Consider the following 18,060-nt stretch of genomic DNA (forward strand, 5'->3'; position numbering starts at 1 on the left):
CTGACGTTAAACCATCTCCGACTATGAAGTCACTATTCCGCGCGAGCCTTATTTTACTGCTGCTCGCAACTGCCTGTAAGCCTAAATCTTCTCAAGACGATCAACTTTTTCAATACCGAGACTACCTCTCTTATCACACCCAAGGCGTACGCTCTGTTCACGCTCCTGTGGTGCTGGATTTTTTAAGGGCCCTGCCCAATTTTGATGCAGAGGCAGACCTGTCTGCGAGTAGTTTTAAGATCAGTCCTAAGGTTGAAGGAACTTTGAAGCTTCAAAGCGGTCGCTCTTTAGTTTTTAGTCCGAACGAACCTTTGAAGGCTGATACGGAATACACAGTCACCGTAAACCTTTCTGACTTTTTAGAAAATCTCCCAAAAGATAAACGTCAATTCACATTTTCCTTTAAAACCATAACGCCCAACTTTAAAGTGGATCTTGGGCAATTGCAGTCTTATGACAAAAGTTATCAGTTTCTGCAAGGTAATTTGCAGTCTGCAGATGGATTGTATCTATCCGAAGCTAGAAAGCTCGTCAGCGCTTCTCAAAATGGTGCCAAACTCAGTATCAAATGGGACTCCCTGAGCGGAGCCAACAACTATTACAGTTTTGTGATTGACAGTATCAATCGCGCAGAGGAAGACAGTGAAATTACAATTAGCTGGGATGGAAAACCCATTGCCGCAGACAACCGAGGAGAATCTCCTTTTACCATTCCTGGACGTAACAATTTCACGGTTTTAGACGTAAGTGTTTCTGAGGCACCTAGTACGCGAATGTCTATTAATTTCTCCGATCCTGTGGAAGAAGATCAGGATTTTAGAGGCCTGGTTAGTTTAGGTGGCGATGAGAATTTGCGTTTTGAAGCTGATGGAAATTCTCTGCTGATCTATCCCGCCACAAGACCAGAAGGCAGCATGAATCTTACCGTCTTTGCCGGTCTAAAAAATACTGAGGGCTATGAGCTAAAAAGCAGTTATACAGAGGCTGTGTCCTTTGACCCTTTAAAACCAGAAGTACGCTTGCTCTCTCAAGGAACCATTTTGCCCAACGCACAAAACAACCCCATCTATTTTGAAACGGTGAATCTGGCTCAAGTAGATGTGCGCGTGGTGGAGATCTTCCAAGACAATGTATTGCAGTTTTTGCAAGAGTCTTTATTGAGCAACTCAGAAGACTACTATTTGAGACGCGTTGGTAGACGTGTAGCTAAAAAGACGCTCTCCTTAGTAGATACCAATTTGCGCGCAACCAACAGTTGGAAGGCGCATGCCTTGGACTTGACAGAGCTTTTCCAAGCCAGCCCGGGAAGCCTGTACCGAGTTGAATTTAGCTTTAAACCGCAGTACAGCATGTTTGCTTGCGAAGCTGTTTTAGCTGGAGAAGAAGCCGAATATGAAGACGAATATTATGAAGAATACTACGACGATTCTCCCAACGATGGCAGCCTAGATAATGCAGAGGAAGACGCCTTAGAAACCCGTTATTGGGATAATGAAATTTATCGCTGGCGCAGCTACACTTACAATTGGCAAGAACGTGAGAATCCCTGCCATCCTGCATATTATAACGATGAGCGATTGGTACGTACCAATCTCTTAGCTTCTGATTTGGGGATTACCGTTAAGAAAGGGAATAACAGCACTTATCATGTATTCACCAATAATTTGATCAGCTCTAAACCCATGGGCAATGTTCAAGTTGGTCTTTACAATTATCAGCAGCAAGCCATTGCGCAGCGCACAACAGACGGACAAGGTCAAATTGTTTTCGATACCGATGAGAAAGCAGCCTTTGTGATGGCACAACAAGGTTCTAATTATGCCTATGCTCGTGTGGATGATGGCATGGCACTTTCCTTGAGCAAGTTTGATGTTTCTGGAGGGAGCGTCCAAAAGGGACTGAAAGGATTTTTGTATACCGAGCGCGGTGTACATCGCCCGGGAGATAGTATTCACTTGACCTTTGTTTTAAACGATGCGGTCAATCCTTTACCGGAAGACCATCCTGTAAAATTGGAGCTGACCGATGCTCGTGGGAAATTAGTTCAACGCCGTGTGGTACGTGGAAGCGTGAATGGTTTTTATTACTTCCCGATTGCGACTTCAGCAGAGGCGCCAACAGGCAATTGGAATGCGACAGTAAAAGTGGGTGGAGCCAGTTTTGGAAAAACCTTGAGGGTGGCTACCATTAAACCGAATCGCCTTAAAGTGCAACTCGACTTTGACGACACTGTACTTGAGGCGGCTAAACCAATAGGCGGCAGCTTACAAAGTACCTGGTTGCACGGCGCACCCGCTCGCAACCTTAAAGCCACTATGGAATTGACTTTGGCTGAAGCCTCGGTTCCCTTTAAAGCTTATAGCAGCTATCGTTTCAATGATCCGGTTCGCAGCTTTGACACCTCGCAGTTCAGCTTTATGGAAGGCGAGCTCAACAGTGAAGGACAATTGGACTTTTCAGAAACCATTCAACTCAATGACATAGCTCCTGGCATGCTTAAGGCATCTTTTGTTACCAAGGTTTATGAAGGCGGAGGCGACTTCTCTATTGATGTGATCAATAAATCGCTGGCGCCTTATGCAAACTTCGTAGGGCTAAAATCACCCAAATTGGGCAGATACGGTTCCTTTGAAACTGGCCGAGATCACGAATTTGAGGTAGTTTCTGTGGACGCCCAAGGCAAGCCTGCAGCAAACAGAAAACTCAAGGTAGAAGTCTTTGAAATCTCCTGGCGTTGGTGGTGGAATCGTGGGCGCGATAATCTATCTCGATACGAAAACAGCAGCGTTTACAGACCCAAACAACAATTTGAGGTTAAAACAGGCGCCAATGGAAAAGGTGCTTTCAACTTACAGATCGCAGATGAAGATCGCGGGCGTTATTTGATCCGAGTGATGGATGAGGCCTCCGGACACGCAACTGGAATCACCTCTTATTTCTTTAAAGATTGGTGGCAAACGGGGCAGGCGGGTTCAGAAAGTGCTAAAATGCTGCTATTCAATGCAGATAAAGACAACTATACCGTAGGCGAAAAGGCACGCATTCAATTCCCTTCAAGTTTGGGAAGCACGGCGCTGATCAGCATAGAAAATGGCACAGAAGTCTTGAATTACCAGTGGGCTCCAACCCAAGAGGAAAGCACTACCTATGAATTTGAGATCACCCCAGAAATGGCCCCGAATGTATATGTGAACATCTCGCTTTTACAACCGCACGAGCGTACCAAAAACGATCTGCCCATGCGCCTCTATGGGGTGGTGCCTATTATGGTAAACAACCCAGAAACAGAACTGTCACCACAACTAAGCATGCCTAAAGAACTCAAACCGGAATCCAATTATGAGGTGACCGTATCTGAGATGGACGGGAAGGCCATGACTTATACCCTAGCAGTTGTAGATGAAGGACTTTTGGACCTGACCCGTTTCAGCACTCCAGATATACACAAGGCCTTCTATGCGCGTCAAGCACTTGGGGTGAAAACCTTTGATATTTATGACTTGGTCATGGGTGCCTTCTCAACCCAGGTAGATAATATTTTTGCTGTTGGAGGTGGTGATGAGGCCGCGGGAGCCAAAAACCGAAAAGCCGATCGCTTTAAACCGGTAGTGAGCTATTTAGGGCCATTCAAACTGGAAGCCGGACAGTCTGCAACCCATACCTTGATTATGCCTAATTATGTCGGTTCTGTAAAGACCATGGTGGTAGCAGGAGACAATGCTTCACAAGCTTACGGCAAGGCAGAACAAGTAACACCCGTAAGAACACCGCTGATGGTTTTGGCCTCCGTGCCTCGCAAGTTGTCTCCGGGAGAAAAACTCACACTCCCAGTGACCGTGTTCGCTATGGATCCCAAGGTAAAGCAAGCTCAAATCCGCATTGAAACTACGGACGGACTCAAACCTGTCGGCGATGCCATTAAAACGGTTCGATTTGATAAACCTGGAGAGCAAATTGTCAATTTTGAATATGAGATTCAGGCCAGTAATGAGGTTCAAGAGATCAAAGTATTGGCGCAAAGTGGCGCTCACAAAGCTTCTTATCCTTTAGAAATTGATATCTACAATCCGAATCCAATCAGCAGAACTGCAAAGATCTATACGGTAGAACCCGGAGCCCAGCAGCAGATCAACTTCACTCCTTTTGGAACAGCGGGAAGCAATAAAGTGACTTTGGAGCTCTCCACAGTTCCCCCGATGAACCTTGAAAAGCGCTTGGATTATCTGATTCGCTATCCGCACGGTTGTGTAGAACAAACCACATCTGGAGCCTTCCCGCAGCTTTATCTCAAGGATTTGGTGACCATGAGTTCTACTCAAGCCAGACAAACGGAAGAGAATATAAAGAGTGCCATTAGACGTTTAGGGCAATTCCAAAACGGTACCGGCGGTCTGGGGTATTGGATGGGAGAATCAACATCAAGCGATTGGGGAACTACCTATGCCGGACATTTCATGCTGGAAGCCAAACAACAAGGCTATACCCTGCCAGTAGGATTCTTATCCAATTGGGTCCGTTACCAACGCTTGGCCGCTAAACAATGGCGAAAAGCGGCACATTCATACAATACAACGCATGCTCAGGCTTATCGTTTGTATACCTTGGCACTTGCAGGGCAACCGGAGTTAGCAGCTATGAATCGTCTGCGTAAAAGCTCTGGACTCACAAACGCAGCATTGTGGCGATTGGCAGGAGCCTATGCACTCACTGGAAATAAAAAAGCTGCTTTAGAATTGTTGGATCGTGCCACGCTAAAATTCAATGATTATACAGACAGCTGGTACACCTATGGCTCGGCCTTACGCAATATGGCCATGGCGCTCGAGATCATGACTTTGGTCCAAGATTCCCGTGAACGAGAAATGGCAGAATCCATTGCAGCACGACTCAGCAGTCGTAATTGGTTAAGTACACAGGAGACCTCGTATAGTTTGCTGGCTCTTGGAAAAATGGTCAAGGTCAATGGAGGGAAGGCCTTTCAAGTCAGTCTGGATCAAAATGGACAAAGCCGAAGCTTAAGCTCTGAAAAGAGCATGCTGCTGGAGGAGCTTTCTTTTGTAATGGGGGAGAATACCATCAGCATAAATAATCCTGGTGGCAGTCGTGTATATGCCTCTTTAATTCAACGCGGACGTTACCCTATGGGAGCAGAGACCAGTGCAACCAAGAACCTTTCATTACGAACCCAATTCTTGGATAAGGATGGCATCGAACTGGATGTGAGTGAGCTCAGACAAGGAACAGAATTCAAAATTCAGATCAATGTAGTTAACAGTTCCAATGATCATTTACGCGATATATCCTTGACGCAATTGGTTCCGAGTGGTTGGGAGATTGTCAATACCAGCTTTACCGATGCTGCTCAGAGCAATTTAAATCCGGCTCGCTATACAGACATCCGTGACGATCGAATCAACTATTACTTTGATCTAAGAGCAGGTAAGTCCATGACATTTGAGATGACGGTCAATGCGTCTTATTTGGGTCGATACTATTTGGCAGGTACCCATGCAGCTACCATGTATAGCGATAATTATTACGCCCGCTTAAAAGGGCAATGGATCAACGTCAAGCAATAAGATATGCAGCTCAAAAAGCGAACCATATCATTTTTCAAATGGCTAGGCTTTAAGCGAAGCCTGCTTATAATTGCCTTTGGGTACTGGCTTTTCTGCCTGCCCAAAGTGCTTTTTGAAGCGCCGACCTCAACAGTTATTGAAAGTCGGGAAGGCTTTTTGTTAGGCGCTAGAATTGCTGCGGATGGCCAGTGGCGATTCCCCGCAACAGACAGTGTTCCCTATAAATTTGAACGCTGTATCCTCCTTTTTGAAGACGAGTATTTCTACAAGCACCCAGGTGTTAATCCAGTGGCAGTGACCAAGGCGCTGTGGAACAATTTGACCACAGATTCACGCCGTGGCGGGAGTACGCTAACTCAGCAAGTGATTCGTCTGTCCAGAGATAATAAGGCGAGAACTTACACAGAAAAACTCATTGAAATGGTTCAGGCCACGCGCCTGGAGTTTAGCTATAGCAAAGAAGAAGTTCTGAGCATGTATGCCTCACACGCGCCGTTTGGCGGCAATGTGATCGGTCTTGAAACAGCAGCTTGGCGTTACTACGGCTTACCAGCGGCTGAACTCAGTTGGGGGCAAATGGCCACCTTAGCAGTGCTGCCGAATGCTCCAGCCCTTGTATATCCCGGCAAAGGTCATGAAGTCTTGCTAATAAAGCGCAATCGCCTACTTAAAAAACTGATGGATCGCGGAGAGATCAGCGCCACAGATTACGAACTCTCTACGCAAGAGCCTTTACCGGGTAAGCCGCTGCCCTTACCCCAATTGGCACCTCATCTTTTAGATCGTATGGTACAGGAAAAACCGGGACAGCGAATTGTGACCACCTTGGAGTACAAGCTTCAAGTACAGCTGAACAACAGTATGCGATTACATCACGGAAATTTAGCGTCCAATGAAATTCACAATGCTGCCGTTTTGGTTTTAGGTACCGATAGTAGAGAAGTTCTGGCCTACGTTGGAAACAGTCCAACCTCCGCAGCACATCAAGTCAATGTGGATATTATTAGAAGCCGACGCAGCACAGGGAGTATCTTAAAGCCACTGCTTTATGCAAGTGCTTTGCAAGAAGGAAGTCTATTGCCGGACATGTTGGTTAAAGATATTCCCACCAGCATTAACGGATACAGCCCAACGAATTTCAACAAGGACTTTCAAGGAGTCATTAGTGCGCGTCAAGCCCTCTCACGCTCTTTGAATATCCCAGCGGTTCGCTTGTTGGAATCTTATGGATTGGAACGCTTTTACCGAAAGTTGAAAAAAGCCGGCTTCAACAGCATCAATCAGCAGCCCAATCACTACGGACTCTCTTTGATTTTGGGCGGTGCTGAAGCCTCATTATGGGAAGTGACGGCTGCCTATGCAGGTTTAGGAGCGACCTTGATTCATTTTGATCAAGAATCTTCTCAATACCGAACTCAGGAATTCCATGCTCCCGTCTTACAGTTAGATGCATCAACTGATCACGGTTCCCTAGATTTTAAAGCCCCAATTTGGACTGCAGGCAGTATTTACAACACCTTTGAAGCTTTGCAGGAAGTCAATCGCCCTTTTGGACAAGAGCTTTGGGACAGCTTTGATGGCGCGCAACAGATCGCATGGAAAACAGGAACTTCATACGGCTTTAAAGATGCTTGGGCTGTAGGGGTGACTCCAAAATATACCGTGGGTGTATGGGCTGGTAATGCTGATGGAGAAGGCCGTCCAGGACTCACCGGAGTACAAGCTGCTGCTCCTTTGCTCTTTGAGGTTTTTGACCAATTACCCAAGTCTGAATTCTTTGCTAAACCCTTTGATGATATGGTTCAAAGAACCCTATGCAGTAAAAGTGGGCATATTGCAGGTCCGCATTGTGAACATAACGTGCAAAAGTGGGTTGCCGATGCCAAGGTGCTCACATTGAGTTGCTCGTATCACCAAAGCATTTTCTTAGATGCTGAAAGGAAATATCAGGTCAACTTGGACTGTTATCCATCAACAGCTATCAAAAACGAGAATTGGTTTGTGCTTCCACCTTTTGTGGCTCATTACTACGCCAAGAATCATCCGGAATACAAAGCATTACCGAGTTATAAACCCGGCTGCTTTCCTGCAGAAATGCCCAATATGGAGTTCATTTTCCCTAAAGAAACCTCAGACATAGTTTTGGCACAAGATTTTAGTCAGCAGCCCAACGAAGTAGTCTTTAAGGTGGCACACAGAAAGTCCGAAACGACTCTGTATTGGTATTTAAACAACACCTATATGGGAACTACAGATGTATTCCATGAAATGGCTTTGCTGCCCAAAGCTGGCAATCATTTACTCACCGTAGTAGATGCGGATGGAAATGAGATCAGCCGTGAAATTCATATTCGGAATCCGTAACTTAGCGAAGAACCGAACCAAAACCTAATGCATTTTACTGCTGTATTCGCTCGAATTTCGCTCCTATGCTGTCTGCTGTTTTTAGTCAGTTGCGGCGAGCAAGAAGACTATCCCAAACTCGCTTTTGAAGAGGTCGCCATAATTCCCGAACCCAAATCTATTGAGGCTGTTGAAGCGCAATTCATTTGGCCCGCGGAGCTCTCTTACTTTGCAGACTCTTTTGCTGAAGAGGTTACACCATTTATGGAATCATACTTTGGTTTGAATTCTAGTTTTACCGTTCAGAGAGCTTCCAATTCCGATGCGGCTCAATTGAAGATCATCAGTGATAATACTTTGGAGGACGAGCACTACAAACTTCAAATTGACAACGAAAAAATCAATATTTACGCTAAAGACGTTGCTGGAGCCTTTTACGGATTACAAAGTTTGAGGCAATTACTCCCTGCAGCCTTTGAAGCCGATCAGGTATTGGATTACGAGCAGTTTGCGCTGCCTGGCCTCAGTATAGAGGACGGACCAGTATTCCAACATCGCGGTATGCACTTGGATGTTTCCAGACATTTCTTTGAGGTAGATGCGGTTAAACGCTATCTAGATGTAATGGCAATGCTAAAAATGAACCGTTTTCACTGGCATTTGACCGACGATCAAGGATGGCGCATTGAGATCAAAAAATACCCTAAACTCACCGAGCACGGAGGCTACAGAAGTGAAACCCTTATTGGGCACTACAACGACCAACCCCAAAAATTTGACGGGAAACGTTACGGTGGATTCTACACCCAAGAGCAGATCAAAGAAGTAGTGGCCTATGCCCAATCTTTGAGTATTGAGGTGATTCCTGAAATTGAAATGCCCGGGCATGCACAAGCGGCGATCAGTGCTTATCCTGAATTAGGATGCACTGGAGAATCGATAGATGTGGCAACCAAATGGGGTGTTTTTGAGGATATCTTCTGTCCAACGCCAGAGACCTTTGAATTTCTCTTTGGGGTTTTGGACGAAGTCATTGCCTTATTCCCTGGAGAATACATCCACATTGGTGGAGATGAAGCGCCCAAAGCGCGTTGGAAAAGTTCTGAGTTTTGTCAAGAATTGATCCGTGAACAAAACTTAAAAGACGAGCACGAACTGCAGTCCTTTTTTGTAAGCGAGATAGCGGGTTACCTCAACAGTAAAGGCAAAAAACTACTGGGCTGGGATGAAATTCTAGAAGGTGGTTTGGACCCAACAGCTACCGTAATGTCTTGGCGTGGTGTGGAAGGTGGAATTGCCGCTGCCAAATCTGGGAACGGCGTAATTATGAGTCCAACTTCTCATGCTTATTTTGACTATTATCAAGACGATTCAGAAGATCAACCTTTGGCCATTGGCGGCTTTCTGCCGTTGGAAAAGGTCTACAGTTTTGATCCGATCCCTTCAGAATTAAACAGCAAACAAGCCCAATTGATCCTAGGAGCTCAAGGAAACGTTTGGACCGAGTATATGACCTCAGAAAAAAAGATGCAGTATATGGCCTACCCAAGAACCATGGCTATGGCAGAGGTGGTTTGGAGTGGCGCCAAGGAAGACTCAGAACAATCCTATCCAGATTTCCTAAGAAGGCTCAAGCCGCTTTTGAACAGACTGGATGTGATGGATAGAAGCTATTACAATCCGCTGCAAAAGATCACCTCAGAAATAAACAAAGAAGACAATTTGCGCATTAGCCTTAACGGTCCTCTGCCGGATCAAAAGATACAGTATCGTTGGTCTAATGAACAGGCTTGGATTGATTATACCGAGCCCATAATGGTAGAACGCTCGGCAATTCTTGAAGCGCGTTTTGAAGGTCAAGCAGACGCTGATCTAGTCAATTTTAGACAAGATTTCACTTTACACAAAGGCATTAATGCTACCATAAAACTTGACAAAAAACCGCATCCGGCCTACAATAGCGGAGGAGTTGCAGCCTTGAATAATGGCGTTTACGGCAGTAAGAATAGACATGGAGATAAAGAGTGGCTGGGCTTTTGGGGTGATGATCTCCGGGTAGATATTCGATTCGAAACTCCTGTTAAACTCAATTCGCTAAAACTCGGGTTCTATCACGCTCCTGGGCAGTGGATCTATGCACCAACTAAAAGTCAAATCCGAGCAACTTTGGCCGATGGACGCGCTTACAACACCACAGCTATGATCAAAAAAGACTCTTTGTCCAATGTGGCCAATGAGGTCTTTGGGATGCCTGAAGAAATGATCACCCGAATTCGTATTGACATTCCTAATTACGGGATCATTCCAGAAGGAAAACAAGGAGCGGGCAACAAAGCTTGGACCTTTCTGGACGAAATTGTGATGCAATAATGCTGCTAGAGATCTGTACCCCAAGTTTAGAATCTGTTCATGCGGCTGTAAAAGGCGGCGCTGACCGCATTGAACTCTGCGAGCAACTGAACCTTGGAGGGGTAACTCCTTCCATGGAACTTCTAACAGATGTCCTCAATCAATTTCAAATAGACACTCAAGTCTTGATACGTAAGCGTGGAGGAAATTTTTGTTTTTCTGAGGAAGAGATTCAGCAAATGATCCACAGTATTGAAAAAGTCAAAAGTTTAGGTGCACATGGAGTCGTTATTGGGGCCCTAACTGCTGATGGTAAACTTGATGTTGAAGCTCTAAATGCAATGATTGAAGCCGCTGGAAATTTAGAGATCACCTTTCATAAAGCCATTGATGAAATGACAGATCCAGATGCTGCCATTGAGCAATTAATTGCAATGGGATTTACGCGCATTCTTACCTCCGCAGGAGCTCAAACCGCCGTGGAAGGTTTAGGAAAACTCAAACAATGGCAAACTCAGTTTGGAGATCGGATTACTATTATGCCTGGAGGGAGTATCCGCCCAGAGAACATTTCAAAATTCAGCAATCAAGGATTCGGAGCGATTCACTCCGCAGCCATAAAAAAAGGAGAACTACATTCCAACGAATCTTTAGTGAGTCAAATGAAGGCTGCACTTGTCGGCTAACGCAACGGATAGCCTTTTCCCGCCCACCATGGATGGATCTCAATGACCAAGCGCCCTGCTTTTACCATAGGGTCCATATTGGCCAGTGAATCGGCTATTTTTAGGGTAGGAACATTGTAAACGGTAATGCCGCTGATATCACTCTCATCATCAAAAGGACCCGAAAGATCTGCGTAGCCCAGCTCATACATCCGTCCTAGATGCGCCATGTGCAAGGCCTGCAAGCTGTCTGCCTCTGCCTTAGGTTGATCCCGATTTGGACCTTTCTTTAAAAAGGCCATAAAATATTTCTGCATAATGATGGTATCTCCAGTAGCCTCATCTACATAATCAAAGATCTCAAAACCGTCTTTGAGCAGTTGGTCTTTTTGCTGCGCTACTGTAACTTCGTTAGGAAACGGCTCATCGAGTAGAGCAGCATCAACATCCATGTCATCATGAGCGAATCGTTTTTTATTACAACCCACCAAGAGCAGGCTGGTTAGTGCGAGTAAAGTAATTATTCTTCCCATGTTGAATAGGGGTTTTTAGATAGTTGGCTGTTGTAATATTTAACGTCTCCAGTGACTTCTTCTCCCAACCAATCTGGCTTGGGAAAGTCCTGGTCCGGACGGGTCAGTTCTACTTCTGCAACAATAAGGCCCTCATTGGCTCCGTAGAACACATCAACCTCAAAAGTGACCTGCTCCACAGGAACACGATACCGAGCTTTACGAATGCTTCCCGGCAAACAGAGGCTCAACAAACGCTCGGCTTCATCCGCAGGGATTTCTCGTTCCCATTCTAAACGGGAAGTTCCGTCATCACTACTAGCGCCTTTAATGGTCAATACCCCGCGCCCATTTACCAAACGCACACGGACCGTACGTTCTGGGTCCGTTGAAAGAAAGCCCTGCTGCATCTGCTCAACCTGTGCAGCTAAGGCTTTAAAGGCCGTGGATCTTACCAAAAATTTTCGCTCTACTTCTACCATGTTTTGCTACTGAAGTCTAACGAAGATATCATAAATTTATGGGATGGAAGCTGGCCTGGCAAATCGGAAAATAATTCACGTGGACATGGACGCGTTCTACGCCTCTGTGGAACAATTGGACCGGCCAGAACTAAGAGGAAAACCCATTGCCGTTGGCGGGAGTTCCAAGCGTGGGGTGGTCAGCGCAGCCAGTTATGAAGCACGAAAATTTGGAGTGCGCTCTGCCATGAGCGGAGTTATGGCAAGACGCAACTGCCCTGATCTGATCTTTGTGAAGCCGCGCTTTGATAGATACACGGAGATCTCTAGAAAGATTAGAAAGATCTTTTTTGAATATACAGATCTGGTAGAGCCGCTCTCTTTGGATGAAGCCTATTTGGATGTTACTCAAAATAAGAAAGGAAATCCCAGTGCTACACTCATAGCCCGCGAAATACGGGCGCAAATCAAAGAACGAACTGGCTTGAATGCCTCTGCAGGAATATCGATCAATAAGTTTATTGCTAAGGTGGCCAGTGACGTCAATAAACCCAACGGTCAAAAAACAGTGCCACCAGAAGAAGTGGAGGCCTTTTTAGAAGCCTTGGATATTCGCAAGTTCTATGGAGTGGGTAAGGTCACTGCAGAGAAAATGTATCAAATGGGAATCTTTACAGGAGCTGATCTCAAAGAGCGCTCCCGAGAATTCTTAGATAAGCATTTTGGTAAGAGTGGAGGGTACTATTTTGATGTGGTTCGCGGAATCCACCGATCCGAAGTAAAACCAGATCGAACGAGAAAATCCCTTGCTGCAGAGCGCACATTTAGTGAAAATATAACCTCGGAAGTATTTATGTTAGAACGCCTGCAAGGCATCGCAGAAGAGATTGAGCGGCGTTTGGGCAAGAGTGAGATCGCTGGGAAAACGGTAACTTTAAAGATTAAATACAGTGATTTCAGTCTTCAAACGAGAAGCAAAACGCTCCCCTTTTATATTGCAACCGCCGAGCTTATCTTGGAGGAGGTAAAAGGGCTTTTGTATCAGGAAAAACTCAAAGAATCGGTGAGATTACTGGGGATATCCATCTCCAATTTGAATAACGACAAATCAGACAAACCCATAGAAAAAGACAGCATTAGCGAACAATTAAAATTTGAATTTTAGTGTAACAATTTCCCCAAATCACTATTAATATCACATAAAACCATCATTTCATGAAAGCTACATTTAGCCTACTATTCCTTTTATTTTTTAGTGTTGGATTTGCTCAGGATTGCAACTGTGCCAGTGAGTTGGACTATGTTGCCGAGCAGGCCAAAACTGCTCCGAGTTTCAAATCACAATGGAAGTCTCCTATGGCGGACCGAGTGCTTATTGCAGGTCTAAAGGATATGATCGCTAAGGACAAGAACATTGAACTGAACTGTTTGTACTATTTGCAAACCTATCTGGATGTGGTTAAAGACAATCATATTTACATAGTTGACCGCAATGAAGATCGAGACTATACAAGCCTTAGTCCTTATTACGAGGGTTCTCCGGAGGCCTTAACCTCAAACGCTGTAACCACAACTGACGATCCTATAACTGGAATTTACCATCTAGCCGGGGTATACCGTGTAGCTGTGGTTAAGATAAATGATGCCACTTTTGATTACGGCGGATATATATTGGAAAGTCAACACGAAGATTGGCCAGCGGGTACCTTAAAGTTTGCCTTGCGCAAAACAGGAGAATATTATTCGGGTGTATTTTACAATAGAAAGCACCAACCGCAGCGCAATGAAGTTAATCTAGTGAACGGAAGATTGTATCCAGAACGATGGGTGCGAGAAGAAGCGGCTGCAGAATGGGCTTCCAACAACTACTATTTAGAAGGCGACACCTTCCAATATGAAGACTACGGCAACGGAATCCACTATGTGCGTTTGGGTGATTTTGGCGGAGACAACGATACCTATAAAAAGGCCATGGAGCTACTAAAGGTCTTGGAAGAAAAACTAACCTCTGGCAAGGTCATATTGGACCTGAGAAATAATGGCGGCGGAGGCCCAAGAACTTCTGATCCCTTTCTAAAATTGTTCAAAAAACGCAAAAAGGATCTCGAATTCCACTTGATTCAAAACATCTATGTAGGCAGTAATGCGGAACATTTCCTGCTCAAGGCTAAAAAACAACTCAAGCTAACCACCTATGGGGAGAATACCCGTGGTGCCTTGGCCTATGGTTTTGGTAACTATTCCAAACCCAGTTTAATTACGCCTTGTTTTGGTTATTCTCTGGGCTTGACCACATCGAGATATGAAAAATACCTCGAATATGAGGAAATTGGGATCGCTCCCGATCATTATTTGGATTCTAAGACCTATTGGATTGATCAAATTTTGTCCAAAATTGAGTAGAAATTGACCAAAATGAGGTCATTTTCGTTAAAAAAGTCCTAAAAAGAGTCAAAAATCAAGAGTTGGCACATCCTTTGAAAAATTTATTTTGTCCGTCGACGTTATAAAAACAAACCGGGCATCCAACACCCAAAATAAAGACTGCAATTCCTTGCAAAGAAAGCTACGATAACATTTTTATTAACGCTAAAACTTGCAAAGATGAATACAGTAAAATTATCGAGCCTAGCTCTTTTGGGAGCGCTCACCCTAGTAGCTTGTAAAGAAGCCCCTCAAGAAATTCAAGAATCGGAAACGCAAAGCGTGATCAACGAACAGTTGGCCATGACAGAAGACTTCAAAGAAGTCGGCGAGGCGATGGAAGAAGTCAAAACTACCTATCTCTACGTCACAGCCCGCACAGGATTGAGCTTGCGTGCATTCGATAACCTCAACAGCGAAAAACTCGCCATTATTCCTTATGGAACGCGATTGGAAGTGCTTGAGCATGAGCCGCAGCAAACCATGAAGGTCAATAATATCAAAGGCGGCATGGACAAGGTTAACTTTAACCGTAAAAGCGGTTATGTCTTTAACGGTTACCTGTCTAAGTACTTCCCGCCTGAAGACGATATGTTGCCAGCCGGCTATGCCAAAGAGCTTAAAGAGGCCTACCCAAATGTGAGCTATACAGAAGCTGATGGAGGCACCGCCAGCAAGCCTGTAAACACAGAGACACTAATGCTTCCTGGAGCTGAATGGCATGAAGCTTATTTCATTGCTCAGAAGATCTTTGATATCCCTAACGAGTTCACGTTCCCAAAGCAAACCGGGAAAGAGACTCAACAAATTAAAGGGCCTAAAAAAGAAACTGACAGCTGGTTTGACGCACTTAACGTAACCCGAGACGCCAATGGTTTGGTAGAGCTACAATACAGTTACGATGCCAAAAAGGTAAAGCGAACCGTGAGTATTACGGCCACAGAAAAAGGCATGAAGATCCAACAGATCCGTGCTTATAAATAGAATGTTTTTAATAAAGAAAAGGCCCTTCGGGGTCTTTTTTTATACCTGAGAAACGCGCAGGGTATTTACCATTCCCTTATCCACGATCGGCATGGCCGCCAGATTGATCAGATAATCTCCTTTTACTACATAATTCTTAGCAGAGGCAATGCGGTTGACATCTTCTACAGTTTCATCAGTACTGACATACTTATCGTAGTAGAAGGCACGAACACCCCAAAGCAAGTTCAAACGCGAAAGTATGCGCTTGTTAGAGGTAAATACCAAAATGTGGGCAGCCGGTCTCCAAGCGGAGATTTGAAAGGCTGTATATCCACTATTGGTTAAGGTACAAATAGCACGAGCATCGATCTCATTGGCCATTAAAGCGGCGTGATAACAAATGCTTTTGGTGATATAACGGTTAGTTTTAATATGCGGAGGGTTCTGCGGAACCTTGATCAGCGGTGATTCTTCTACTCCTTTACAGATTTTACACATAGTTTTGATCACGTCTACCGGATACTTCCCAACAGAGGTCTCTCCAGAAAGCATCACCGCATCAGCGCCATCCATTACCGAGTTGGCAACGTCATTTACTTCTGCACGTGTTGGCGTTAAAGAAGAGATCATGGTCTCCATCATTTGCGTAGCAATGATTACCGGGATACGCGCCTTCTTAGCCTTGTGAACTAGCTGTTTTTGGATCAATGGAACTTCCTGAGCAGGAATTTCCACACCTAAATCTCCACGAGCTACCATCAATCCGTCTGAATAAGCGATGATCTCATCGATGTTCTGAACGGCTTCTGGCTTTTCAATTTTAGAGATGATCGGGATCTTGTATTCGCTGTGCTCTTTAATAAGCGCATTGAGCTGTTTACAATCGTCTGCGTGACGCACAAAAGACAGCGCAATCCAATCCACTTCTTGAGAAATAGCAAAGACAGCATCCTCACGGTCTTTCTCCGTAAGTGCTGGCAGCGAAATATCGGTGTTAGGCAGGTTAACCCCCTTGCGCGAGCGTAAAGGGCCTCCTTGAAGCACTTTGGTATTTACTTCTGATTTTCCATCAGTAGTAAGTACTTCAAAGATCAGCTTTCCATCGTCCAAAAGAATGCGTTCCCCAACCTTTACATCGGCAGGGAATTGATCGTAATTCATATAGACCTTTTCTGAAGTGCCTTCAAACTCATCACCCGTGCAAAACTTTATAGTATCACCGGGACTCACCACAACCTCTTCCTTCATGATCCCAACACGCAATTTAGGTCCTTGAAGGTCAGCAAGAATTGCTGTGGAAATATCCAATTCTTCATTGAGAGAACGGATCATAGCGATACGCTCCTCCACATCTGAATAATTCGCGTGAGAGAAATTAACTCTAAAAACATTGACCCCAGCAAGGATCATATCTCTTAGCACTTCACGATCTGAAGTTGCAGGGCCTAAAGTGGCCACAATTTTAGTCTTCTTTTGGGTAGGCATCACTCAAAAATTAAGTTGCTTTTCGATTTCACCGATTGTAAATCTACGACATACGCGGTAATAACTTGAGCAATTTCGTTAATTCTTGAAACGATAACGTTTTCGGAATGGTTATTCTTGGTTGAAGTTATCTTTAAGAGGTAATCTGCCTGCTTTAATTCGGGCAATAAATGTACTTTTCTCGCCTTAGGACCAGCGGTTTCTCCAAAGAGATCGGCGCTTAAAGCCAAGGGTTTATCCACCAAAAGTTCTGTGGAATTGGCCACTAAATGGAACTGTCTGTCGTGGGTCCAATCCTCAAAATAAAAGAAGGGATATTCTGCCTTTCCTTCGGCATAGACAAACTCTAAATCTTGCGGTTCTCGTTGCAAATTGAGCTGCAAAATCTGGTTGATCTTATAAGCCATTCTAAAGTCAGGTTCGCTACAGTGAATTGCCACAACAACGCTGTTGTCCAGATCGTCGTCTAAGGTCAATTCTAACTTGAGCGTACTCATTTATCCTGAGAAGTTTGGGCGGCTTCTGCAGCCTGCTTATCGCCTTCAATTCTGCGTTGAAGTTTATAGTAGGCACGCTTCGCGGCGCGCTCTTCGGCCTTCTTTTTAGAAGTAGCTCGCGCTTTGGCCATCACGCGATCATCTATAGTCAGTTTTACGGCAAAATGCTTGAGATCGTCGTTGCCGTTGTCTTCATAAACCATGAATTTGAAGCTGTTCTTATGCTTCTGACACCACTCAATAAGCAAACTCTTATAGGAAATGATCTTCCCTTCTAACTTTTGAATGTCTACATAAGGCTTAATGACGCGTTTGTGAATAAAACGCTCACACTGTTTGAATCCTTTATCCAGATAAATCGCTCCGATCAGAGCTTCAAAAACGTTGCCGTGAATGTTTCCACTGAAATTCTCCACAGGGATATTGGTACGTACCAAACTGACTAGATCCAGGTCTCTTCCCAACTCGTTCAAATGCTCTCTACTCACCACCTTAGAGCGCATCTTGGTCAAATAACCCTCATTGCCGTGCGGAACTTTTTTAAACAGATGAGCAGCAATTACAGCACCCAACATCGCGTCGCCTAAAAACTCCAAACGCTCATAGTTCTGTTGTATGCCGTCGTCATCTTTTTGATTCATGGAACGGTGGGTAAATGCCTCTTCATAAAAGGCCAAATTCCCCGGAGCAAAGCCCAGAATCTTTTTTATAACGCGAAAAAAATTCCCGTCCTTTTCAGCACGGGAATTGAATATGTTTCGTATGGAAGTCATTCAGTC

The 18,060-nt window shown here is 44.7% G+C and carries 12 protein-coding genes; 7 read left to right on the forward strand and 5 right to left on the reverse strand.

Annotated features, from left to right (window positions below):
• Positions 1-23: 23 nt before the first annotated feature.
• Genes ACSLP7_RS05050 through ACSLP7_RS05065 form a run of 4 tightly spaced genes read left to right on the forward strand, consistent with a single transcriptional unit; the run spans position 24 to position 10,957 of the window.
• Entirely contained in the window at positions 24-5,579 is a 5,556-nt protein-coding gene (locus tag ACSLP7_RS05050; RefSeq protein ID WP_435578301.1) for an MG2 domain-containing protein, read from the forward strand.
• A gap of 3 nt (positions 5,580-5,582) precedes the next feature.
• Entirely contained in the window at positions 5,583-7,943 is a 2,361-nt protein-coding gene (gene pbpC, locus ACSLP7_RS05055; protein ID WP_435578302.1) for a penicillin-binding protein 1C, read from the forward strand.
• 27 nt (positions 7,944-7,970) lie between these two features.
• Complete coding sequence (locus tag ACSLP7_RS05060; protein WP_435578303.1) at positions 7,971-10,292, forward strand: beta-N-acetylhexosaminidase; 2,322 nt, start codon at positions 7,971-7,973, stop codon at positions 10,290-10,292.
• The gene (locus ACSLP7_RS05065) at positions 10,292-10,957 is read left to right on the forward strand and encodes a copper homeostasis protein CutC (protein WP_435578304.1); all 666 of its coding nucleotides are present in this window, start codon (positions 10,292-10,294) and stop codon (positions 10,955-10,957) included. The genes ACSLP7_RS05060 and ACSLP7_RS05065 overlap by 1 nt, the downstream gene beginning before the upstream one ends.
• Here the strand turns inward: ACSLP7_RS05065 and ACSLP7_RS05070 are convergent.
• Both ACSLP7_RS05070 and ACSLP7_RS05075 read right to left on the reverse strand, forming a co-directional pair.
• Positions 10,954-11,469 (reverse strand): YciI family protein, encoded by a 516-nt coding sequence (locus ACSLP7_RS05070; protein WP_435578305.1) that lies wholly within the window; start codon positions 11,467-11,469, stop codon positions 10,954-10,956. The genes ACSLP7_RS05065 and ACSLP7_RS05070 overlap by 4 nt on opposite strands.
• Positions 11,457-11,930, reverse strand: coding sequence for a CYTH domain-containing protein (locus tag ACSLP7_RS05075; protein WP_435578306.1), 474 nt, complete (start codon positions 11,928-11,930; stop codon positions 11,457-11,459). Before ACSLP7_RS05075 ends, ACSLP7_RS05070 begins: the two co-directional genes overlap by 13 nt.
• Positions 11,931-11,973: 43 nt before the next feature.
• On the opposite strand from ACSLP7_RS05075, the gene dinB reads away from it, so the two are divergent.
• From dinB to ACSLP7_RS05090, 3 genes are all read left to right on the forward strand, one after another.
• Positions 11,974-13,074: a DNA polymerase IV gene (gene dinB / locus ACSLP7_RS05080; protein WP_435578307.1), complete on the forward strand. Its 1,101-nt coding sequence runs from the start codon at positions 11,974-11,976 to the stop codon at positions 13,072-13,074.
• Positions 13,075-13,124: 50 nt separating this feature from the next.
• On the forward strand, positions 13,125-14,312 hold the full coding sequence (locus ACSLP7_RS05085; RefSeq protein ID WP_435578308.1) for a hypothetical protein: 1,188 nt from the start codon (positions 13,125-13,127) through the stop codon (positions 14,310-14,312).
• Positions 14,313-14,513: 201 nt separating this feature from the next.
• Positions 14,514-15,317, forward strand: a complete 804-nt coding sequence (locus ACSLP7_RS05090; RefSeq protein ID WP_435578309.1) for an SH3 domain-containing protein — start codon at positions 14,514-14,516, stop codon at positions 15,315-15,317.
• A 39-nt stretch (positions 15,318-15,356) separates the two neighbouring features.
• On the opposite strand, the gene pyk is transcribed toward ACSLP7_RS05090, so the two are convergent.
• From pyk to rnc, 3 genes are read right to left on the reverse strand one after another with little or no spacing between them, the layout of a single operon-like run.
• A complete protein-coding gene (pyk, locus tag ACSLP7_RS05095) occupies positions 15,357-16,784 on the reverse strand; it encodes a pyruvate kinase (protein ID WP_435578310.1) in 1,428 nt (475 codons plus the stop codon).
• Positions 16,784-17,281, reverse strand: coding sequence for an IPExxxVDY family protein (locus ACSLP7_RS05100; protein ID WP_291187864.1), 498 nt, complete (start codon positions 17,279-17,281; stop codon positions 16,784-16,786). Before ACSLP7_RS05100 ends, pyk begins: the two co-directional genes overlap by 1 nt.
• Positions 17,278-18,054 carry a ribonuclease III gene (rnc, locus tag ACSLP7_RS05105; protein WP_435578311.1) on the reverse strand — a complete coding sequence of 259 codons (777 nt, stop codon included), beginning with the start codon at positions 18,052-18,054 and terminating at the stop codon, positions 17,278-17,280. The genes ACSLP7_RS05100 and rnc overlap by 4 nt, the downstream gene beginning before the upstream one ends.
• Between the last annotated feature and the right edge of the window lie 6 nt (positions 18,055-18,060).

It is taken from the genome of Gilvibacter sp., assembly GCF_965601605.1.
Taxonomy (GTDB): Bacteria; Bacteroidota; Bacteroidia; order Flavobacteriales; family Flavobacteriaceae; genus Gilvibacter.

Bases quoted from the DNA above. Each gene is read 5' to 3' on its own strand.
- ACSLP7_RS05050 (WP_435578301.1), top strand. From the start codon at position 24: ATGAAGTCACTATTCCGCGCGAGCCTTATTTTACTGCTGCTCGCAACT.
- pbpC (WP_435578302.1), top strand. From the start codon at position 5,583: ATGCAGCTCAAAAAGCGAACCATATCATTTTTCAAATGGCTAGGCTTT.
- ACSLP7_RS05060 (WP_435578303.1), top strand. From the start codon at position 7,971: ATGCATTTTACTGCTGTATTCGCTCGAATTTCGCTCCTATGCTGTCTG.
- ACSLP7_RS05065 (WP_435578304.1), top strand. From the start codon at position 10,292: ATGCTGCTAGAGATCTGTACCCCAAGTTTAGAATCTGTTCATGCGGCT.
- ACSLP7_RS05070 (WP_435578305.1), bottom strand. From the start codon at position 11,469: ATGGGAAGAATAATTACTTTACTCGCACTAACCAGCCTGCTCTTGGTG.
- ACSLP7_RS05075 (WP_435578306.1), bottom strand. From the start codon at position 11,930: ATGGTAGAAGTAGAGCGAAAATTTTTGGTAAGATCCACGGCCTTTAAA.
- dinB (WP_435578307.1), top strand. From the start codon at position 11,974: ATGGAAGCTGGCCTGGCAAATCGGAAAATAATTCACGTGGACATGGAC.
- ACSLP7_RS05085 (WP_435578308.1), top strand. From the start codon at position 13,125: ATGAAAGCTACATTTAGCCTACTATTCCTTTTATTTTTTAGTGTTGGA.
- ACSLP7_RS05090 (WP_435578309.1), top strand. From the start codon at position 14,514: ATGAATACAGTAAAATTATCGAGCCTAGCTCTTTTGGGAGCGCTCACC.
- pyk (WP_435578310.1), bottom strand. From the start codon at position 16,784: ATGCCTACCCAAAAGAAGACTAAAATTGTGGCCACTTTAGGCCCTGCA.
- ACSLP7_RS05100 (WP_291187864.1), bottom strand. From the start codon at position 17,281: ATGAGTACGCTCAAGTTAGAATTGACCTTAGACGACGATCTGGACAAC.
- rnc (WP_435578311.1), bottom strand. From the start codon at position 18,054: ATGACTTCCATACGAAACATATTCAATTCCCGTGCTGAAAAGGACGGG.